General features: G+C 37.7%; 18 protein-coding genes and 1 other RNA gene. 8 read left to right on the forward strand and 11 right to left on the reverse strand.

Annotated elements, in window-relative coordinates:
• The first annotated feature begins 206 nt into the window (after positions 1-206).
• From dnaQ to nudC, 3 genes are all read left to right on the forward strand, one after another.
• On the forward strand, positions 207-1,622 hold the full coding sequence (dnaQ, locus tag AC1Z3T_RS10550) for a DNA polymerase III subunit epsilon (protein ID WP_009586486.1): 1,416 nt from the start codon (positions 207-209) through the stop codon (positions 1,620-1,622).
• Positions 1,623-1,750: 128 nt separating this feature from the next.
• The gene (locus tag AC1Z3T_RS10555; RefSeq protein ID WP_483396639.1) at positions 1,751-3,394 is read left to right on the forward strand and encodes a chemotaxis protein; all 1,644 of its coding nucleotides are present in this window, start codon (positions 1,751-1,753) and stop codon (positions 3,392-3,394) included.
• Positions 3,394-4,152, forward strand: a complete 759-nt coding sequence (gene nudC, locus AC1Z3T_RS10560) for an NAD(+) diphosphatase (protein WP_004831720.1) — start codon at positions 3,394-3,396, stop codon at positions 4,150-4,152. The genes AC1Z3T_RS10555 and nudC overlap by 1 nt, the downstream gene beginning before the upstream one ends.
• Before the next feature lie 36 nt (positions 4,153-4,188).
• Here nudC and AC1Z3T_RS10565 read toward each other — a convergent pair whose 3' ends face one another.
• The 4 genes from AC1Z3T_RS10565 to AC1Z3T_RS10580 form a co-directional block, all read right to left on the reverse strand.
• The gene (locus tag AC1Z3T_RS10565; protein WP_004831721.1) at positions 4,189-5,091 is read right to left on the reverse strand and encodes an alpha/beta hydrolase; all 903 of its coding nucleotides are present in this window, start codon (positions 5,089-5,091) and stop codon (positions 4,189-4,191) included.
• On the reverse strand, positions 5,075-5,779 hold the full coding sequence (locus AC1Z3T_RS10570) for a BON domain-containing protein (protein WP_004831722.1): 705 nt from the start codon (positions 5,777-5,779) through the stop codon (positions 5,075-5,077). Before AC1Z3T_RS10570 ends, AC1Z3T_RS10565 begins: the two co-directional genes overlap by 17 nt.
• A gap of 107 nt (positions 5,780-5,886) precedes the next feature.
• Positions 5,887-6,303 (reverse strand): YraN family protein, encoded by a 417-nt coding sequence (locus AC1Z3T_RS10575; protein ID WP_058971670.1) that lies wholly within the window; start codon positions 6,301-6,303, stop codon positions 5,887-5,889.
• Positions 6,304-6,314: 11 nt separating this feature from the next.
• Complete coding sequence (locus tag AC1Z3T_RS10580) at positions 6,315-7,265, reverse strand: penicillin-binding protein activator (RefSeq protein WP_004831726.1); 951 nt, start codon at positions 7,263-7,265, stop codon at positions 6,315-6,317.
• 10 nt (positions 7,266-7,275) lie between these two features.
• Between AC1Z3T_RS10580 and rsmI the strand changes: the two genes are divergently transcribed.
• Both rsmI and lptA read left to right on the forward strand, forming a co-directional pair.
• Complete coding sequence (gene rsmI / locus AC1Z3T_RS10585) at positions 7,276-8,118, forward strand: 16S rRNA (cytidine(1402)-2'-O)-methyltransferase (protein WP_004831728.1); 843 nt, start codon at positions 7,276-7,278, stop codon at positions 8,116-8,118.
• Positions 8,119-8,243: 125 nt separating this feature from the next.
• Positions 8,244-8,759 (forward strand): lipopolysaccharide transport periplasmic protein LptA, encoded by a 516-nt coding sequence (gene lptA / locus AC1Z3T_RS10590; RefSeq protein ID WP_004831730.1) that lies wholly within the window; start codon positions 8,244-8,246, stop codon positions 8,757-8,759.
• Between the two features lie 73 nt (positions 8,760-8,832).
• Here the strand turns inward: lptA and AC1Z3T_RS10595 are convergent, their stop codons facing one another.
• The 5 genes from AC1Z3T_RS10595 to AC1Z3T_RS10615 all read right to left on the reverse strand — a co-directional run bounded on the left by AC1Z3T_RS10595 (position 8,833) and on the right by AC1Z3T_RS10615 (position 14,257).
• Positions 8,833-9,084, reverse strand: coding sequence for a hypothetical protein (locus AC1Z3T_RS10595; protein ID WP_004831732.1), 252 nt, complete (start codon positions 9,082-9,084; stop codon positions 8,833-8,835).
• Positions 9,085-9,256: 172 nt separating this feature from the next.
• Entirely contained in the window at positions 9,257-10,498 is a 1,242-nt protein-coding gene (locus AC1Z3T_RS10600) for an FAD-dependent monooxygenase (protein WP_004831733.1), read from the reverse strand.
• Entirely contained in the window at positions 10,495-11,706 is a 1,212-nt protein-coding gene (gene ubiH / locus AC1Z3T_RS10605; protein ID WP_004831735.1) for a 2-octaprenyl-6-methoxyphenyl hydroxylase, read from the reverse strand. The genes AC1Z3T_RS10600 and ubiH overlap by 4 nt, the downstream gene beginning before the upstream one ends.
• 287 nt (positions 11,707-11,993) lie before the next feature.
• Positions 11,994-13,316, reverse strand: a complete 1,323-nt coding sequence (gene pepP / locus AC1Z3T_RS10610) for a Xaa-Pro aminopeptidase (RefSeq protein WP_004831737.1) — start codon at positions 13,314-13,316, stop codon at positions 11,994-11,996.
• Between the two features lie 308 nt (positions 13,317-13,624).
• Positions 13,625-14,257, reverse strand: a complete 633-nt coding sequence (locus AC1Z3T_RS10615; protein ID WP_004831738.1) for a UPF0149 family protein — start codon at positions 14,255-14,257, stop codon at positions 13,625-13,627.
• Positions 14,258-14,321: 64 nt separating this feature from the next.
• Here AC1Z3T_RS10615 and AC1Z3T_RS10620 point away from each other — a divergent pair, with 64 nt between their 5' ends.
• The 3 genes from AC1Z3T_RS10620 (at position 14,322) to ssrS (ending at position 15,442) form a co-directional block, all read left to right on the forward strand.
• A complete protein-coding gene (locus AC1Z3T_RS10620; RefSeq protein ID WP_004831739.1) occupies positions 14,322-14,873 on the forward strand; it encodes a hypothetical protein in 552 nt (183 codons plus the stop codon).
• Between the two features lie 2 nt (positions 14,874-14,875).
• On the forward strand, positions 14,876-15,160 hold the full coding sequence (locus AC1Z3T_RS10625; RefSeq protein WP_004831740.1) for a cell division protein ZapA: 285 nt from the start codon (positions 14,876-14,878) through the stop codon (positions 15,158-15,160).
• Between the two features lie 100 nt (positions 15,161-15,260).
• A non-coding RNA gene (ssrS, locus tag AC1Z3T_RS10630) (6S RNA) lies at positions 15,261-15,442 on the forward strand.
• Positions 15,443-15,711: 269 nt separating this feature from the next.
• Here the strand turns inward: ssrS and AC1Z3T_RS10635 are convergent.
• Together AC1Z3T_RS10635 and AC1Z3T_RS10640 are read right to left on the reverse strand one after the other, a co-directional pair.
• Positions 15,712-16,128: a GFA family protein gene (locus AC1Z3T_RS10635; RefSeq protein ID WP_151713420.1), complete on the reverse strand. Its 417-nt coding sequence runs from the start codon at positions 16,126-16,128 to the stop codon at positions 15,712-15,714.
• Positions 16,129-16,299 carry a hypothetical protein gene (locus AC1Z3T_RS10640; protein WP_483396640.1) on the reverse strand — a complete coding sequence of 57 codons (171 nt, stop codon included), beginning with the start codon at positions 16,297-16,299 and terminating at the stop codon, positions 16,129-16,131.
• Positions 16,300-16,404: the final 105 nt, after the last annotated feature.

A 16,404-nucleotide genomic window follows, 5' to 3' on the forward strand; every position in this document is an offset into this window, starting at 1 on the left:
GAACAACATTTAGTAAATTATTTTATCTTTGCCATTTTAGTAGAGCTTAGGGCGCATACAAGGCAAAATTTGAATGCGAATTGCATACAAATGTTACAAGAAATTAAAAAAATCTCAGTTCATGCGTAGAAAACGCTGATTTGCGTATACAATAAATTCTTAAACCACGATGTTCAACTCTTAATTCACTTTCATTGGTTATTACTATGTCACAAACAATCACACTTTATGTCGACGGTGCTTGTAAAGGCAACCCAGGTCCTGGTGGCTGGGGTGCTTATATCATCACTGAAACTGAAGAGCATAAATTGTGTGGTGGTGAGCTGGATACCACCAATAATCGTATGGAGCTGAGTGCTGCTATTGAAGGCATTTCATTTTGCCCTACAGAAGCGAAACTGATTATTTGGACCGACTCCAACTATGTGAAGCGCGGTATTACCGAATGGATTGAAGGTTGGAAAAAGAAAAATTGGAAAGATGTCAAAAATCCTGATTTATGGCAAAAACTGGATCGCGTATGTAGAGGTCGTGAAATCGAATGGAATTGGATTAAAGGTCATGCAGGTCATGCAGGCAATGAAATGGCTGATCAGTTGGCAAACTTAGGTACGGAACAAACATTGGCAGCAAAAAACACGAAGGTGCCTCAATCAGCCACCGAACAGATTGTAGAAAATAATGATAAAAAAAAAGATGAAAAAGACTGGTTGCTTGATGATCCCTTCGGATTTGACCTGATGGAATCCGATGAAACTATCGATACTGAATTGCCGACACCCAAACAAACTGTGACAAGTTCTGAGACACCAAATAATAATTTGCGTGATCAAGATGTAGTAGAACAGGTTGAACAAAGTACTCAAATGAAAGATATGAATATTCACCCGCAAATTGTGATTACACCTGCGACCATAAAACTGCATGGACCTAAACAGTTTATTCTTGATACCGAAACCACAGGTTTTTATTATCAGGACAGTGATCGAATTGTTGAAGTTGGTGCGATTGAAATGGTCAACCGTAAACTCACAGGCAGTTCGATTCACATCTACATTAATCCAGGAAAACCTGTAGGTGAGTCAGAAGCCATCCACGGGATCACTGATGAATTTTTAAAAGACAAACCCAAGTATGAGGAAATTGCAGAAGTCCTATTCGACTACTTAAAAGGCAGTGAAATCATTGCACATAATGCAAGCTTCGATATGAACTTCTTGGATATGGAATTCAAACGCAGTGGTCTTCCTGCCCTGTCTGAAGTGTGTACAGTGACTGATACTTTAGCGATGGCTAAAAGTAAGCATCCCGGACAAAAAAACTCTTTAGATGCACTTGTTCGACGTTACGAAATTGTTCAACGTGATCGTACTTTCCACGGCGCATTGCTTGATGCTGAAATTTTAGCCGATGTTTATCTCGCAATGACAGGCGGACAAGTATCCTTTGACATGGATGCTATTTCTGCACATACTGAACAAGCTCAGGGGAATACAACACGGCAAAAAATTGAAATTGATGTTCCAGTAATTTACGCTTCAGATGAAGAATTGGAAGCACATGAGAACTGGGTCAATAAATATCAAGAAAAACATGGGGAAGCCTGCATTTTTGCAAAATAAAATTTCCTATTTAGGCTGATTTTTTTCTGTAAAAAGTCCCTTGTTCAGCTATATTAAAACTTAGAAAATTAGCCTCGTTTTGAGGCTATGCAATAGAACATTTAGATACCCAGGAAAGGTGCAGATCAATGTCTTACCAAACCTCTATACATTTTGATCCGACGGCATTACTGATTATTAAAAAAGAAGTCGATAATTCAATTTTACAAGTTGAATCTGCTGTCAGCAGTTTAGTTGAAGATCAAACTTTACCCTTTGGTATTGATGATGCATTGCTACAACTGGAACAATGTAGTCATGTACTGATGCTGATTGACATGCCTCAAGTTGCAAAAATTGCCGAACTTTCAGCACAAGTCATGCGTAAAATCATGCAAAATCCACGTGAAATCAATACTCAAGATGTGATTGCATTGAGCGAAGGTACAACCATGCTCAAACGTTACATTGAGTTTAGTTGTCTACGTGAAGTCAAAGTGCCACAATTTTTGCATGATACACTAAATCGCTTGGAACTTTCTTTAGGTTTAGAACTCACGCCAGAAGGTCAAGCTATTATGCCACTACTGGATTGCGTGACGCCTAGTTTTAATCTCTTACAAACTCCCGATTTGGAACGTTCAGTGCATGTACATAAGCTTTATAAGCTGTGTCTGCATAAACTCTTAAATCAACAAGAGACAGATTTAGATCTGCAAGGGATAAAACTGGTTGGCAATTATTTAGCCAATATCGCTCAAGGACAACCGAGTGCTCAATATTGGGCGCTGATTGCTGTGGCTTTAAATCAGATTGAAAATATTATCCTCAACGATACACGTTTAAGAACATTAATTAGCATCGAAACCAACATTTCATCATTCTTTAAAGACCTTGCAGGATTTATTCCATCCTTAACCGATACTGCAAATGTATTGAGTATTTGTATTAGTCAGGAAGATGAAATTTCTCAACACATTCGTGAGCAAATCAATGTAGGCGAAGATATTTTAACGGATACTCAATTACAGATTTTTAGTCGTCATTTGTACGGACCAGATTTCGATACGATTCATAGTGTCAGCCAGCTCATTACAGATGAAATGTCGCAAATCCGTAATGATATCGAGTTTAATTATCAAAATATGAGTGATGAAAAAACTCAAGAATTAAAGAGTAAACTCACAGACCTTGCACATGTATTTAAAGTACTTAACTTAAATGAAGCCTATAGCGAACTAAAACAGCAAGCTGATCTGTTGTCTCAAGAAAACATGCTGAGAGATGAAAACTATGCACAGCAATTGATGAATAGTATTCTATCTGCGATGAACTCTATTGGAATTCTTGAACGCAATTACACTTCTAATCGCTTGCAATTAAAGGTCAATAATCTACATATTTCTTTAGACCGTCTTGATGAAGCTCACACCGCTTTACTGACTGAAACTAAGGCAATGGTCGATTTAAGTTCACAAACACTGGTTCAATATTTACAAGATCCGCAGTCTACAAGTCTAGAACTACTACCTTCTCAATTATATGAAATTGGAGGAGCTTTATTGTTCCTTGCAGCCAAAGATGGTCAAAAGGCATTGGCACAGTCTGCTGAATTTATTCAGTCTGGACTCAACAAAGAACAGATATTTAACCAACAACAGATCAATAAACTTCTGGATGTGTTAGCCAGTGCAGATATGATGATTGAAAATCTACAGAACAAACAACCTGTTTTACAAACGATGTTTGATGTAGCATTAGCAAGTAGTCAAAATTTAAAATTGGTAGCCTAATGTCAGAATTATCAGTTGCTTATATCTTTCATCACCAACAACTTTTAGTAGATGAAAACTTACAACTTCCGAAAGTAGAGAAATTGGCAAGTGATATCAGTTTTAACTCGGGTGATCAAATCATTGCCCGAGATCTTTTTATCGAAGATGAAATTCCACAAGGTTATCAACTGATTCCAATTCGACAGCTCATCTCACAATGGACAAAATCTGAATTTGAACAAGCCAGCCGAGCAGTGCAACTGCTTGAATGGCGTCGAAATCATAAATTTTGTAGTCACTGTGGACATGAAACAGAAGTTCACCCGATTGAATATGCAATGGTTTGCCCTGCCTGTCGTTATCACCAATACCCTCGTGTACAGCCGTGTATTATTACGGTGATCACACGTGGCGAGAATGAAATTTTATTGGCTAAAAATGCCAAGAATAAAAGTAATATGTATGGTCTGATTGCAGGTTTTGTTGAAGTCGGTGAAACCCTTGAAGAAGCGGTAAAGCGTGAAACTTTGGAAGAAGTCGGTTTAAAAGTAAAGAATGTACAATATTTATCGAGTCAACCGTGGCCTTTTCCAAGTAATTTGATGCTCGCCTTTAAAGCCGAATATGAGGCGGGTGAAATCGTATTACAAGAAGAAGAGATCAGTGATGCGCAATTTTTCAAATTTGATCAATTGCCTGAAACGCCGTTCACAGGCAGTATTGCACATGCCATGATTGAACATGTGATTCACAATACACCGATGCACCAAGATTAATTTGATCCATATCCTTAATAAAAAGCCTAGCGATTGCTAGGCTTTGTTCATTGCATCATCGAGTACTTTTATAATTTCCGATCGTGTCATAAAGAAACGACTGAATAAACTCGAAACACTTCCCATAATCGAGATATGTCCCGTTTTAGGAATCGTCAAGATTTCACAATGATTACCTTGTTCATGTAATTGTTGTTTGAAATCAAATGAGTTCGAAGGCTTTACGATTTGATCATTTTCAGCCAGAAATAAATAATGCTTTACATCATTCTTAGCAACAAAGTAATAAGGCATCACTTGTTGATATGGAATCGCCTGATCAAATGCATCTTCAGCCAAAGCATCACCTTTATAATCAAAATGATAAGGTCCCGCAATTCCAATCATAGCTTTGATGTTTGGTTTTAGCGCCAAAGCATAACTTTTGGGATGATAAAGCAATGAGGCAATATTAAATGCCCCAGCTGAATGCCCCATGAGTGCAATTTTATCTGTAGTAATCCCTAAACGTGTTTGCTGTTGTTCAAGATAATTCAAAGCAACGGCTAAATCATCAACATAGCTTGGAAACTTATGTTCAGGTGCTAAATGATAATTCATAATCGCAACGTTATAGCCATAGCGACTAAATGCTTCACCTACAAATTTATAGGCACTTTTATCACCATGATTCCAAGCACCACCATGTACAAAAACAATTAAAGCTTTGTTATGTGTTTGATGGGAAAGATATAGATCTAAACGTTGTCGAGCTTTTAAACCATAAGCAATGTTTGATTTTATGGAATACCCTTTTTTAGGGGTTAGTCCATTGATCGTTATGCTGCCTAAATCATATAAACGAAAATCTTGATAATGTGCTTTAAACTTAACTTTAAGCTGTTGAAATTGCTTATCAAGTTTAATTTTTAGCAATTCTAATCTATTGTTGGATAACATTATTGTTTTGCCCTGAAGCATCTGGATCAATTGCAACAGGGGTTTGCACATCTGGTTGTTGTGCATTGTTTACCACAGGTGCCGTAAACGATGAAGTTTGAACTGAATTATTTGCTTGCTCAACATTGTCAATCAAGGTCACAATTTTAGTCACATTTCCAACCTTTTGTAGAACATCATTTAAATCTGCGATTTCAGCATTATTTAAACGACCCAAAACATACAGTACGCCATCTTCAGTATGAACCAAAACTTTGTTATCAGAAACGACAGGCGCTTTCATGATTAAGCCACGCGTATTTACGGTTACAGAAGCGTCTTGCATAATCGTGCTATAGCCGATTTGATTGCCAACAGTTAAATAATTATGTACCGCTTTTACGTCACTCATTGCACGTAAATTGTCTTCGGCAAGCTGCTTTAAATGTGCATCAGGCACTTGTCCAGTCAGTAAAACATTACTATGGAAACTATTAATATTTACACGAGATTGTTTAAATCGAGCATCCAGCTTATATAGATTAATTTTCGCAGTACGCTCAATAGAAGAATCAATAAAAACCTGCCCTAAAGATCGGACACCGCTTTCTGTTCCCACTGGTGAAGAACCAGTACCACCTGAGATAAAACTAGCGCAACCAGACAAACTTGCTACACACATCATGGTGATGACAATACGCTTTAACACTCAGCAAGACTCCTAATGATTTTAACTGACAACACAACATCCTGATTACTCATTAAGATGTTGGAACATATCTTTTTTTTGATAAAAAACTGTGAGGCAATTCTTCATCACAGATTAATCAAGTCTGCATCCAAAGTAAATGCATTTTCAATCCAAGACTGATCATAAGAGATTTTACTTAAGTCTTGCTGTACGTTTTTTGCAATTTTATGATGTAAATCAAACCCAATTACATCAAAACGACAATAATACTGTTCATATTGCGGATATTCTTGTAAAAACCTAAACGCCGTTTTGATCATTTTTTGTTGCTTAATCAAATTCACAGCTTCAAAGGCATATCCCCTATAGCTTGACGTTCTGGCTTTCACTTCAATAAAAACTAATTCTTGCTGTGTCTCAGCAATAATATCGATTTCGCCAAAGCGAGAAAAATAGTTCAATTTGACAATCGTGTAGCCAGACTGCCGCAGTATTTTTACTGCCTCATGCTCTGCCCATTGCCCTAAATTATTTTTAGCCATCGATCATTCAACTATAAGGGCACTAAGTTATTTTTAGAGCGCTCAAAACATTGTGGAATGCGCTCAACGCGATTACCTTCAATTTTAATTTTTCCTGTCCGCCCATTAAAGGTTAGACTTTTGACATTGGGATCTAACACAAATTGTTCAGCAATGTACCAAGCATCACCACCAAACGCATATAAACGTTGATAAGGTAATGACTTTGGTTGATCCTTATAGGCTTTCACCACATCTTCCCATTCTTTGATATACAAAGCAGGCACATCACAGAACTTCATCCCTTTCGGTAATGTTTTACTTTCATTTACGGCGATCGCTTGAGTATAAATATTCTTTTTCTTTAACTTCTTTAAATTTGCCAACCATTGATTTGACCCAAGCAATAAAATACCTTCACTTGCTTTGGTCGTATTTGGCATCGCATCTACTGGGTCAACTTCTCCTGCATAATTTGCGAAAAGTGCATTTAAAAAGCTGATTGATTCTGCCTCAGTGCCCTTTTCACGAACAACATAGAGTTTGCTCACTTTATCATGCTGAATATAATCCAGAAGTGCTAAAGCATCGTCATTTTTAGACAGACTATATTGCCAAACATTTTTATGGGTCGGATACACCTCATTCAAAGCAAGCACTGGAACTTTAGGTTTTAAATTAATCAATGCTTCTACATCTGGACGTGCCAAAGGACCAATAATCATTTTGGTCTTTTTATTCACATTTTGCTTCAATATGGTTTTGATGGTTTTTTGATCAGAATCGACAAATTTTAATGGAATTTGGTTCTTGGATGCATGAGATGCATTCAATATTCCTTGTTTGATACTTAAACCTGCTCGCGACATGGGACCTGTTTCAGGTAAGATAACAAGAATTTCTGCGTGAACTTGGATTGTAAATCCAATTATTCCCAAACATCCCAGTCTTTTAATACTGTTCAACACTATCTTATTTTTCATGGAGACCTTTATGAGTGCTCAATTATTTGTCGTAGCGACCCCAATTGGGCACTTAGATGATATGACTTTCCGTTCTATTGAAGTTTTAAAGTCGGTTTCTATTATTGCGGCAGAAGATACCCGCCAATCCGCTCAATTATTAAAACATTATAATATCTCAACTCCACTTACAGCGTGTCATGATCATAATGAAAGTAACAAAATTGATATACTTATCGAAAAATTAAAGCAAGGTCAAGATATTGCACTGGTCAGTGATGCTGGAACCCCGCTCATTAGTGATCCTGGATTTAAATTGGTTCGTGCTGCACAAGACAATGGAATCCGTGTCATTCCTGTACCGGGCGCTTGCGCTGCAATTGCAGCTTTGTGTGCTGTTGGCTTGCCTAGTGACCGTTTTAGTTTTGAAGGCTTTCTATCTTCAAAACAATCTCAGCGCTTAATACAACTAGAAAAATTAAAATATGAAACGCAAACCATGATTATCTATGAAGCACCCCACCGTATTTTAGACAGTGTCAAAGATATGGCTCAGGTTTTTGGTGAACAACGCCCCGTCGGTTTCGCTCGCGAGATCACCAAGACCTTTGAAACTATTAAAAAAATGACGCTAGGTGAATTGGTGAGTTTTATTGAAAATGATCATCACCAACAAAAAGGTGAGATCGTTTTAGTCATCGGTGGTCTACCTGATGCCAAAGATCAAGATGTTGAACAAGATAAGTTAGATCAACTACTCACACGATTATTACAGGACTTATCTGTTAAAGCTGCATCGCAACTCGCAGCTGATTTAATGGGTATCAAAAAGAAAATTGCTTACCAACGAGCGTTAGAACTCACCAATCAATAATCACTTGATATAACAATAAAAGTAGAATGATCATCATTGAGGAATAGGATGTTTAGTGGCTGTTCCTCAATGTATCTAAGAATATGATTGAACATTTATTTTTTATTTATCAGAAATTTTAACTTATGATCAATAAACCAAAGATTCAAATTTTTAAAATATCAAAACCACGACTCTTTTTATTGTCATGGCTGATGACATCATCTTTATTTGCTGCACAAGATCCGGATTTTAATGAACCACTTCAACTGTCAGGTGATTTTGCTCAATTTAATATCCATAACTCCTCTGGCTATTACAAAGGGAACTTTAGCGCCAAACAAGGAAGTATGCAGATCAAAGGAAATGAAATACAGCTCAATCAAGATAAAAATAAACAACTTGTGTCTATCATCGCTTTTGGCACCCCTCTAAAACTGAATAAGAGAATCTATAAAACGAAAGAAAACATTCAGGCTTCTGCAAATAAAATGATTTTCGATGCGAAAAAATCAATAATCACTCTAGAAGGTAATGCAATAATTAGAAGTGATGTTGGAAAACAAATTAAAAGTTCAAAAATTACTTATGATTTAATCAGTAATGACTTTGAAGCGATTGGGAATGATCAACAACGTGTTGAAATCATCATGCAACCTTAAGCGTTGAATCAATCAGCCGCCCCCTAATCAAATTTTAAAGACATTAAAAAAGCACCTGACGGTGCTTTTAAAATCAATCTCTTGCAGATTCATCAGGGGGAACTTCAGTAATTTTCCCACCACGCGCTAAAAATGCAGCGATTTCATCTTCTAATGCTTCACGTTGTCTTTTTTTCGCAGTCACCGTGAGTGTTTCTGCTTCAGCCAAATCTGTATCAGACACCGTTGATTCACTTACCGCAGCACCTTTTTCCGCTGCTTTAGCTTCATCATCGTCAACTGCATGATCTTCTGAATTATCATCATAATCATTTGTATCTGTCATCTTGAACTCCCCATCAACGACGTCAATTTACCATCCAAAAAATGGTGATGTTTTACAGAGAAATGTACCAATCTCTTGCGGATTCGACTAGTCTCTAGATACATAAAATCGTGTTTTTTTTCATCAAATTCGTAATATTGTTTAAATGATTGTTTAAAAAGTATCAGTCAACTCATGAAATGGCATATTGCGTGCTTTTTAACGTTTCTAATCCACTGGCTTTTGTTAAAAATTGATCTTTTAAAAGCGGAGTATTTTCCACTTGTTTCAGTCCAAAATTACGCGCCCAGATCATAGGAAAGAATTCAGCAGTTTCCAAGAAACCAATCATCGACATGCTATGCATCATGGCATCATTTTGCCCTTTACGAGTGTGTTCATAACGTTTTAAGGTCTGTTGGTGTGCCCACACACCACGCTTTTTATCTTGCAATAAGACATCACAAAGCACTGCCGCATCCAAACAACCTATATTCACTCCTTGCCCAGCCAAAGGATGAATCACATGTGCTGCATCACCAATCAATGCCAACCCTTCCTTGACATAACGCTGCGCTGCGCGTGCTTTGAGTGGAAATTTTGCACGTGGTGTTGCTTCAATTATTTCACCCAACATATGATGACTTTCACGAGTGAGCAACTGGCAAAAATCTACATCATTCAAACTGGCATATTCATCTGCATAATCATCAGGCAGTGTCCAGACAATTGAAATCCAATACTCAGCTTGTTGAGGATTCAAACTCGCCATCGGTAAAAATGCCAAAGGACCAGTTGGATGGAAAATTTGACGAGCCACATAACGGTGCGGTTGTGTGGTACGAATCGCACAAGTCAAACCTGCTTGCTGATAATCAAGAATATCGTAATCAATAAAAGCCTGCTCACGCACAAATGAGTTTGCCCCATCTGCCCCAATGACCAATTTGGTCTTTAACTGACTGCCATCTGCAAGATGGATTATCCAACAACCAACGCCTTGTTCAACACGAACGACTTTCACCTCGGTACGATAGTCGTTTAATTGTTCCAGCATTTGTTGTTGAATGGCGAGATTTAATAAGCTGGGTTCAACCATTGAACCTAAACTATGTTCATCAGTCGGAAAATTTATGGATTCTTGACCAAAATTAATTTCTCCATAGCCATTTTTATTCCAGACTTGCATCCCTGTATAAGGCATTTTTCGGGCAATTTTATCCCAAACATTCACAGTTTTAAGTAAATGAATGGTTGCTTGACTGAGTGCCAAAACTCGTGGATTCGCTTGGGCTAAAACTTTTTGCTCGTCTAAAATGGGTGCTGCGTCTAATACTGTTGCTTGAACACCGCCTTGCGCCAAAAGTAATGCGGTTAAACCGCCTACCAGACCACCACCAATAACAATAACATCTAAAACATTTTGTTCTATCATGCTTTTAACCCCATTGCGTAATTGGCAACCAAGGGTTTTATTCCAGGGATGACATCAAATGCAACTAACCCTGTATTACGTAATAATTTTAAAACTGGATTCTGATTACTAAAGCCTCGTACAACCGAATCACAAAATTTGATGACCCGTTGTTGATCTGTTAAGCGAGCCTGTTCGTATGCCTTTAACATCTCAGGCTCACCTATATCTTCAGACTTAGCCATTTGTGCTGTGATATAACGCAGTAATACATCAGCATCACGCATGCATAGATTAAATCCTTGCCCTGCCACAGGGTGAATCGTATGTGCCGCATTTCCCATTAAGATCACACGTCCAACTGCCTGTTTATCTGCCAGCACTTGTGACAATGGGAAACTAAAACGTTTGCCTGTCTTTTGGAATTTACCTGCACGATCGCCATAGGTTTGCTGTAAGGCATCCAGAAAATGTTGATCATTCTCTTCCCCTAGCCACTCACCCTCTGTTCCTTTTTTTACCGGCCAAACAACTGAACGGCGGCATTCACCAGGCAAAGGTAATAATGCTAATGGACCTAAGTGGCTAAAGCGTTCAAAGCCCACTTGCTGATGCGGTTTAGACGTTTGTACAGTGGTGACAATTGCAACTTGATCATAATCATGCACATCCACACCGACGCCTAAGGCTTGACGGCAAAAAGAGTCTCGACCATCTGCTGCAATCACCAATTTAGCTTTGATTGAATGACTATATTCTTCACCACGACTTGCTTCTATATAAACAAAGTCATTGTCTTGTTTTAAAGAGTTTACTTGCACACCATCAATCAACTCTATAAGAGGTTGTTGTCTTACCTTAGTAAGAAGTACCCTTCCAAGCCATGCATTTTCAATCACTTGCCCAAAGCTTTCGACTTTTTCTTGATCTGCTTTTAAACGGGCTTTACCGAAACTGCCTTGCTCTGTGATATGGACTTCAAGAATCGGAGTTGCATGCTCTTGTAAAGCATTCCACAAGCCGAGCTTTTGATAAATTTGTACAGTACGACGTGAAAGTGCTGTATTTCGAGCATCAAAACTTGAATGATAAGCTACAGCATTGTTGTCATCATAATTTGGGTATTTCACCGCTTCTAAGAGCTTTACCGCAATATTCGCTTTCGCCAACATGAGAGCCAAACTCAGCCCAACCATTCCACCGCCAACGATGATGACTTCTTGTTGCATGCTTTGATCCTTTCTATACGTGATTCAGCTTACTGAATACTTATGATCTTGATGAATTTTATCTTACATCAAGCGCGATTATTTTTATATTGAAATAGGAAATTGTTGCTATCATTTGTACTGAATCAATACGTTATTTTAAAAAAGACACATCATATCTAATCAAGAGCTAACAATGACGTTGTAAGAGTTTTAAATTTAGAAAAAAGCGCAATATTGTCAAAACATTGCGCTTGTTGAAACCATTTCAATGCAATGGCTCAGTCGAACATCAATAATTAACATATTCAGTTGTGGGATGCCATCAAGGCTTCAATATCCTCAATCGTTTTCACAACATTCTTAGTCAACACCAAAGGACCGTGTTCGGTTGCCACGACATCATCTTCAATTCGGATACCAATGCCACGCCATTTTTCCTCGACAGTTTCATCATCTGGCGCAATATATAGACCCGGCTCTACTGTAACCACCATGCCTTGCTCATAGGTTCGCCATTGACCATTGTCATCTTTATAAGCACCAACATCATGTACATCCATACCTAGCCAATGCCCAGTTCCATGCATATAGAACTGACGATAACTTTCAGATTCGATAATTTGATCAACATCACCTTGCATAATTCCAAGTTCAACCAAACCTTCAACCAGAATTCGTACTGCTACCGTATGCGGTTCTTTATAAGAGTTTCCAATTTGAATCGCTTCTATCGCTGCAATTTGCGCATCTAAAATAATTTGATACAAGGCTTTTTGTTCAGGGCTAAATTTGCCATTCACGGGAAAAGTCCGTGTGATATCTGAAGCATAACATTCATATTCACACGCCGCGTCAATCAACACCAGATCACCGTCTTTTAGCGACTGATTATTTTCTACATAATGTAAAATACAGCCATTTTTACCACCACCAACAATGCTGTTATAGGCAGGGACACAACCATGCTGACCGAAAATATAATTCAATTCAGCTTCTAAAGCATATTCCATCATTTCTGGACGAACTGTTTGCATGGCACGAGTATGCGCATCCGCACTAATGTTTGCTGCAATTTGCATCAATTCAATTTCTTCAGCTGATTTATGCAAACGCATTTCATCTAAAATCTGATCAAGTTGCATAAGCTGTGTTGGCACGCCGAAACTACGACTGGATTCTTGTGCTTTGGAAATCCAATGCGTTATTTTGGCATCAAACTCTGCTCGTTGACCAATCCGATAGAATAGTTTTTCTTTATTGAGGATTTTGGCAATAATCTCTTCATCAAGCAAATCTATGGCATATGCTTCATCTGCTTCATAGTCATCAATTGCTCCATCAATTCCTGCTCGATAACCATTCCAAATTTCCATTTCACGGTTTCGCTCACGGCAAAATAGACTATAAATATACGTTTCACCAGTTTCATCTGTTTCGAACACTGCTACTGCTTGAGGTTCGGCAAAACCTGTAAGATAAAAGAAACTACTGTCTGCACGAAACTTATAGTCAGCATCTCTATTTCGCATGACTTCCGGACTAGTGGCGATAATTGCAATACTATTGGGACCCATTTGTTCAGCGAGGCGGTCACGACGTTCCTGAAAATCTGCTTGAGTTAATTTCATTCTCTATTCAGCTTGTCTTTCAGTTCATTAAATCAATTGGTGAATGTTTAAATTACAGTTTGATGGGGTAAGATGTAAATACGAATACAACAATATTTATCCATTTATTTTAAAAACAAAATCAGCAGTATTCTATGAGATTGATTGATCGATCCTTATCAATATCCTTAAAATGACTTGGTTTTGTTATCAAAATATATCCGCATATCATGATAAAAAAATGGCTGATTGTGGTCTCTAAATTTTAGAGATTTATACAATCAACCATTTCATTAAAACTTAGCAGTGCTTCATCTTGAACAAAAAATTTAACTTGGACGGTGTGGTGTAAACATTTCGACCACATTGTTACTTTCAGATGAGTCTATAGCTTGCTTCATTTTGCTATGGAAATTTTGCAACAAAGGGCTTTCTGAAACTGGTACTTTTTTGCGCCCTACAGATAGGGATACTGGAATCAAGCGAACAAACTCGTATAACTCTTCATAGCTTGCTTCACCCTCTTCATCATCATCTGATTCATCAAACTCAACAGATGCCACATCTTGTAAACTTTCAATTAACTCTTGTTCGTCTGAACGAATGTGACCTGAAGCCAAACCAAAACCTAAAACTACACCAGCACACCAGTCAGCCAAAGCTTGAACACGCTCCGATAAAGTATGTTCATCATCTGGAAGCATCGGAAGATAGTCTAAATCATCTTCAGCAAGCGCATGTGACACATCTTCGGTTTCATCTGAGAGTACAGCCAATGCTTCATCGTCTAATTTTGGTACATCCAACGTCGATAAAATTTGTAACCATTCATCTCGGGTTGGTACTTCGGTAACACAAACTATACCTGTTAATAAGCCATGTAACTCACTCGGGCTTGAAATTTCCTCAATCCCTTTAAAATTTTGGTTCCAATCTGACCAACCTGAAATATCGTCTTGCATTCGCTTATCCAATCTCTATACTTCTGTATATATTACCTTTGATTGCAAATCTGTGCGACCCGTTATGTTAGAACAATTACAGCGTCTACAAACGCATATTGGTGTTTTAAAAACACGAATCGAGACTGTTGAGAAAGAAAATGCATCGCTGTTAAAAGAAAAAGATAACAGTGAAGAGCAAGCTCACGCTCAAATCAGCCATAAAAACAGTATTATTACCCAAAAACAAGATGAAATTGATTCGCTCACTGAACAGCTTGCTCAGTTGCAAAATCAATTTCAACAGCTTAACACTGATGCCTCATCTTTAGCTGAACGCTATAGCCGTTTAGAAAAAAGCTGTACAGATTTAAAAAATCGTTTTCAGGAAATTTTAGCCGAACGTAATGAATTACGCGTGGTTAAAGAGAAAATGGCAAATGAACAGCGCCATCATTTGCAGGACATTAAAAACCTGCAAGATGAGCGTGAACGTTTAATCCAAAAAAATGAACATGCAAAGACCAAAGTTGAAGCAATTATTCAACGTCTTTCTATTTTAGGGACTGAACAAGATCATCATGCGCAAGAGATTCAACAACTTGCTCATCCTTCAGAATCTAATGAGGAAGTATAATTATGTCTGAACATGTTACCGTAGAATTGCGTTTAATCGAACAGACTTTCCGTCTAGGTACGACAACAGAAAAAAGGCACGAGTTAGAACGTGCTGGTCAGCTGTTAAATGATAAGTTTCAAGAGTTCCGTCGCAAAGCACCCAACGTTGAACATAATAAGTTGGTGATTATGGTGGCGTTAGAGTTAATGCAAGAAGTTTTGAGCATGAATAAAACGTTACAAGAATACGCACAATGCGAACGTTTATTAGAAGCAATGCTCGAAGATGTTGAAAAAGCGGGCTAAACCGCTTTTTTTTCGTGCAGTTGATTTCATTTTTTTATCTATATTTATAATTTGTGACCTTTGATGATTTGCCACAAACGTCAGATTATGTATACTTAATACAACTCTGGGGTGTTCGCCAGTACGTCTATTCCCCTGCCGATACTTAAACTTATGGATGTGTTCTGTATATTTTGAGTGTATGCCCACCGCGAGTGGGAAACCCAGTAAGTGTACGTCACGTCCACCTTGAACTCATCGGGTTCAGGGTAACGACCATGCAGCGGCATCACCGGAGTACTTATTTTTATTATAAAAATTTAATGTTTAAAATTCATTGTAGTTCTCTGACGAGTCTCTTTATACCGTATCCTCTTAAAATTTTCATGTTTTGATTTATATGGTCATTTCGATTGTATGATCCGCATAATCCATACACTTATAACTCAACATCACATTAGGTTCTCAATTTAAGACCTGATACTTCATAAATACGTTCATTTAAACACAACACAGATCAACTTCATATTTTGACTTGAAAAACTTGATATTTTGCTAAAGCTTGATTGTGTCTATTTATGATTTAGCGCTTCATAGCAAAGATAGCCTGTTACACCACCACCCCCATCTTTCGGGTGCTGGATACCATCCATAACTGGAACTTTTTCAAAATCAAACGGTGAGACTCCAACGATACAGGAAACATTCACTCCAAACTGCTTAGGATTGGAGCGACGTTGATGAAAAGTATAAATTCCACAAACTGAACAAAAATAATGTGCTGCTTGTTTTGTGTTAAATCTATACTCTGTTAATTTATCACGACCTTCATAAACATTTATTCCTGAAAGTGGAGCAGACACGGCTACAGCTCCCCTCATACGACAAAATGAACAATTACAACGTCGTATTGTCTCAAAATTATCTGACAACTCTACGGTGAATTTCACTGCCCCACAGTGGCATTGCGCATTTAAAGTCATATTCATTCAGTTATTAAAGTCATGTTTATTATGTCTAAAATAAGCGATAACCCTTGCTATAAGTAAAATATTTTCACTATTATCTAAATCAGGGACTTCTTGTATTCTTTTAGGAATACTATCCAGTTTCAAAGCAATCTCATATAAATCTGAATAAATAGTTTCTAATGTGCTCATTTATACTCTCTTACAAGAATTTTGGCTCATGACCTACAGGTCATTGAAAGTCATTTTTTAATCATAAATTCTATTCTTTTAAAATTATAAAAGAATAGTCGATCA

Source organism: Acinetobacter sp. B-6 (genome assembly GCF_056930735.1).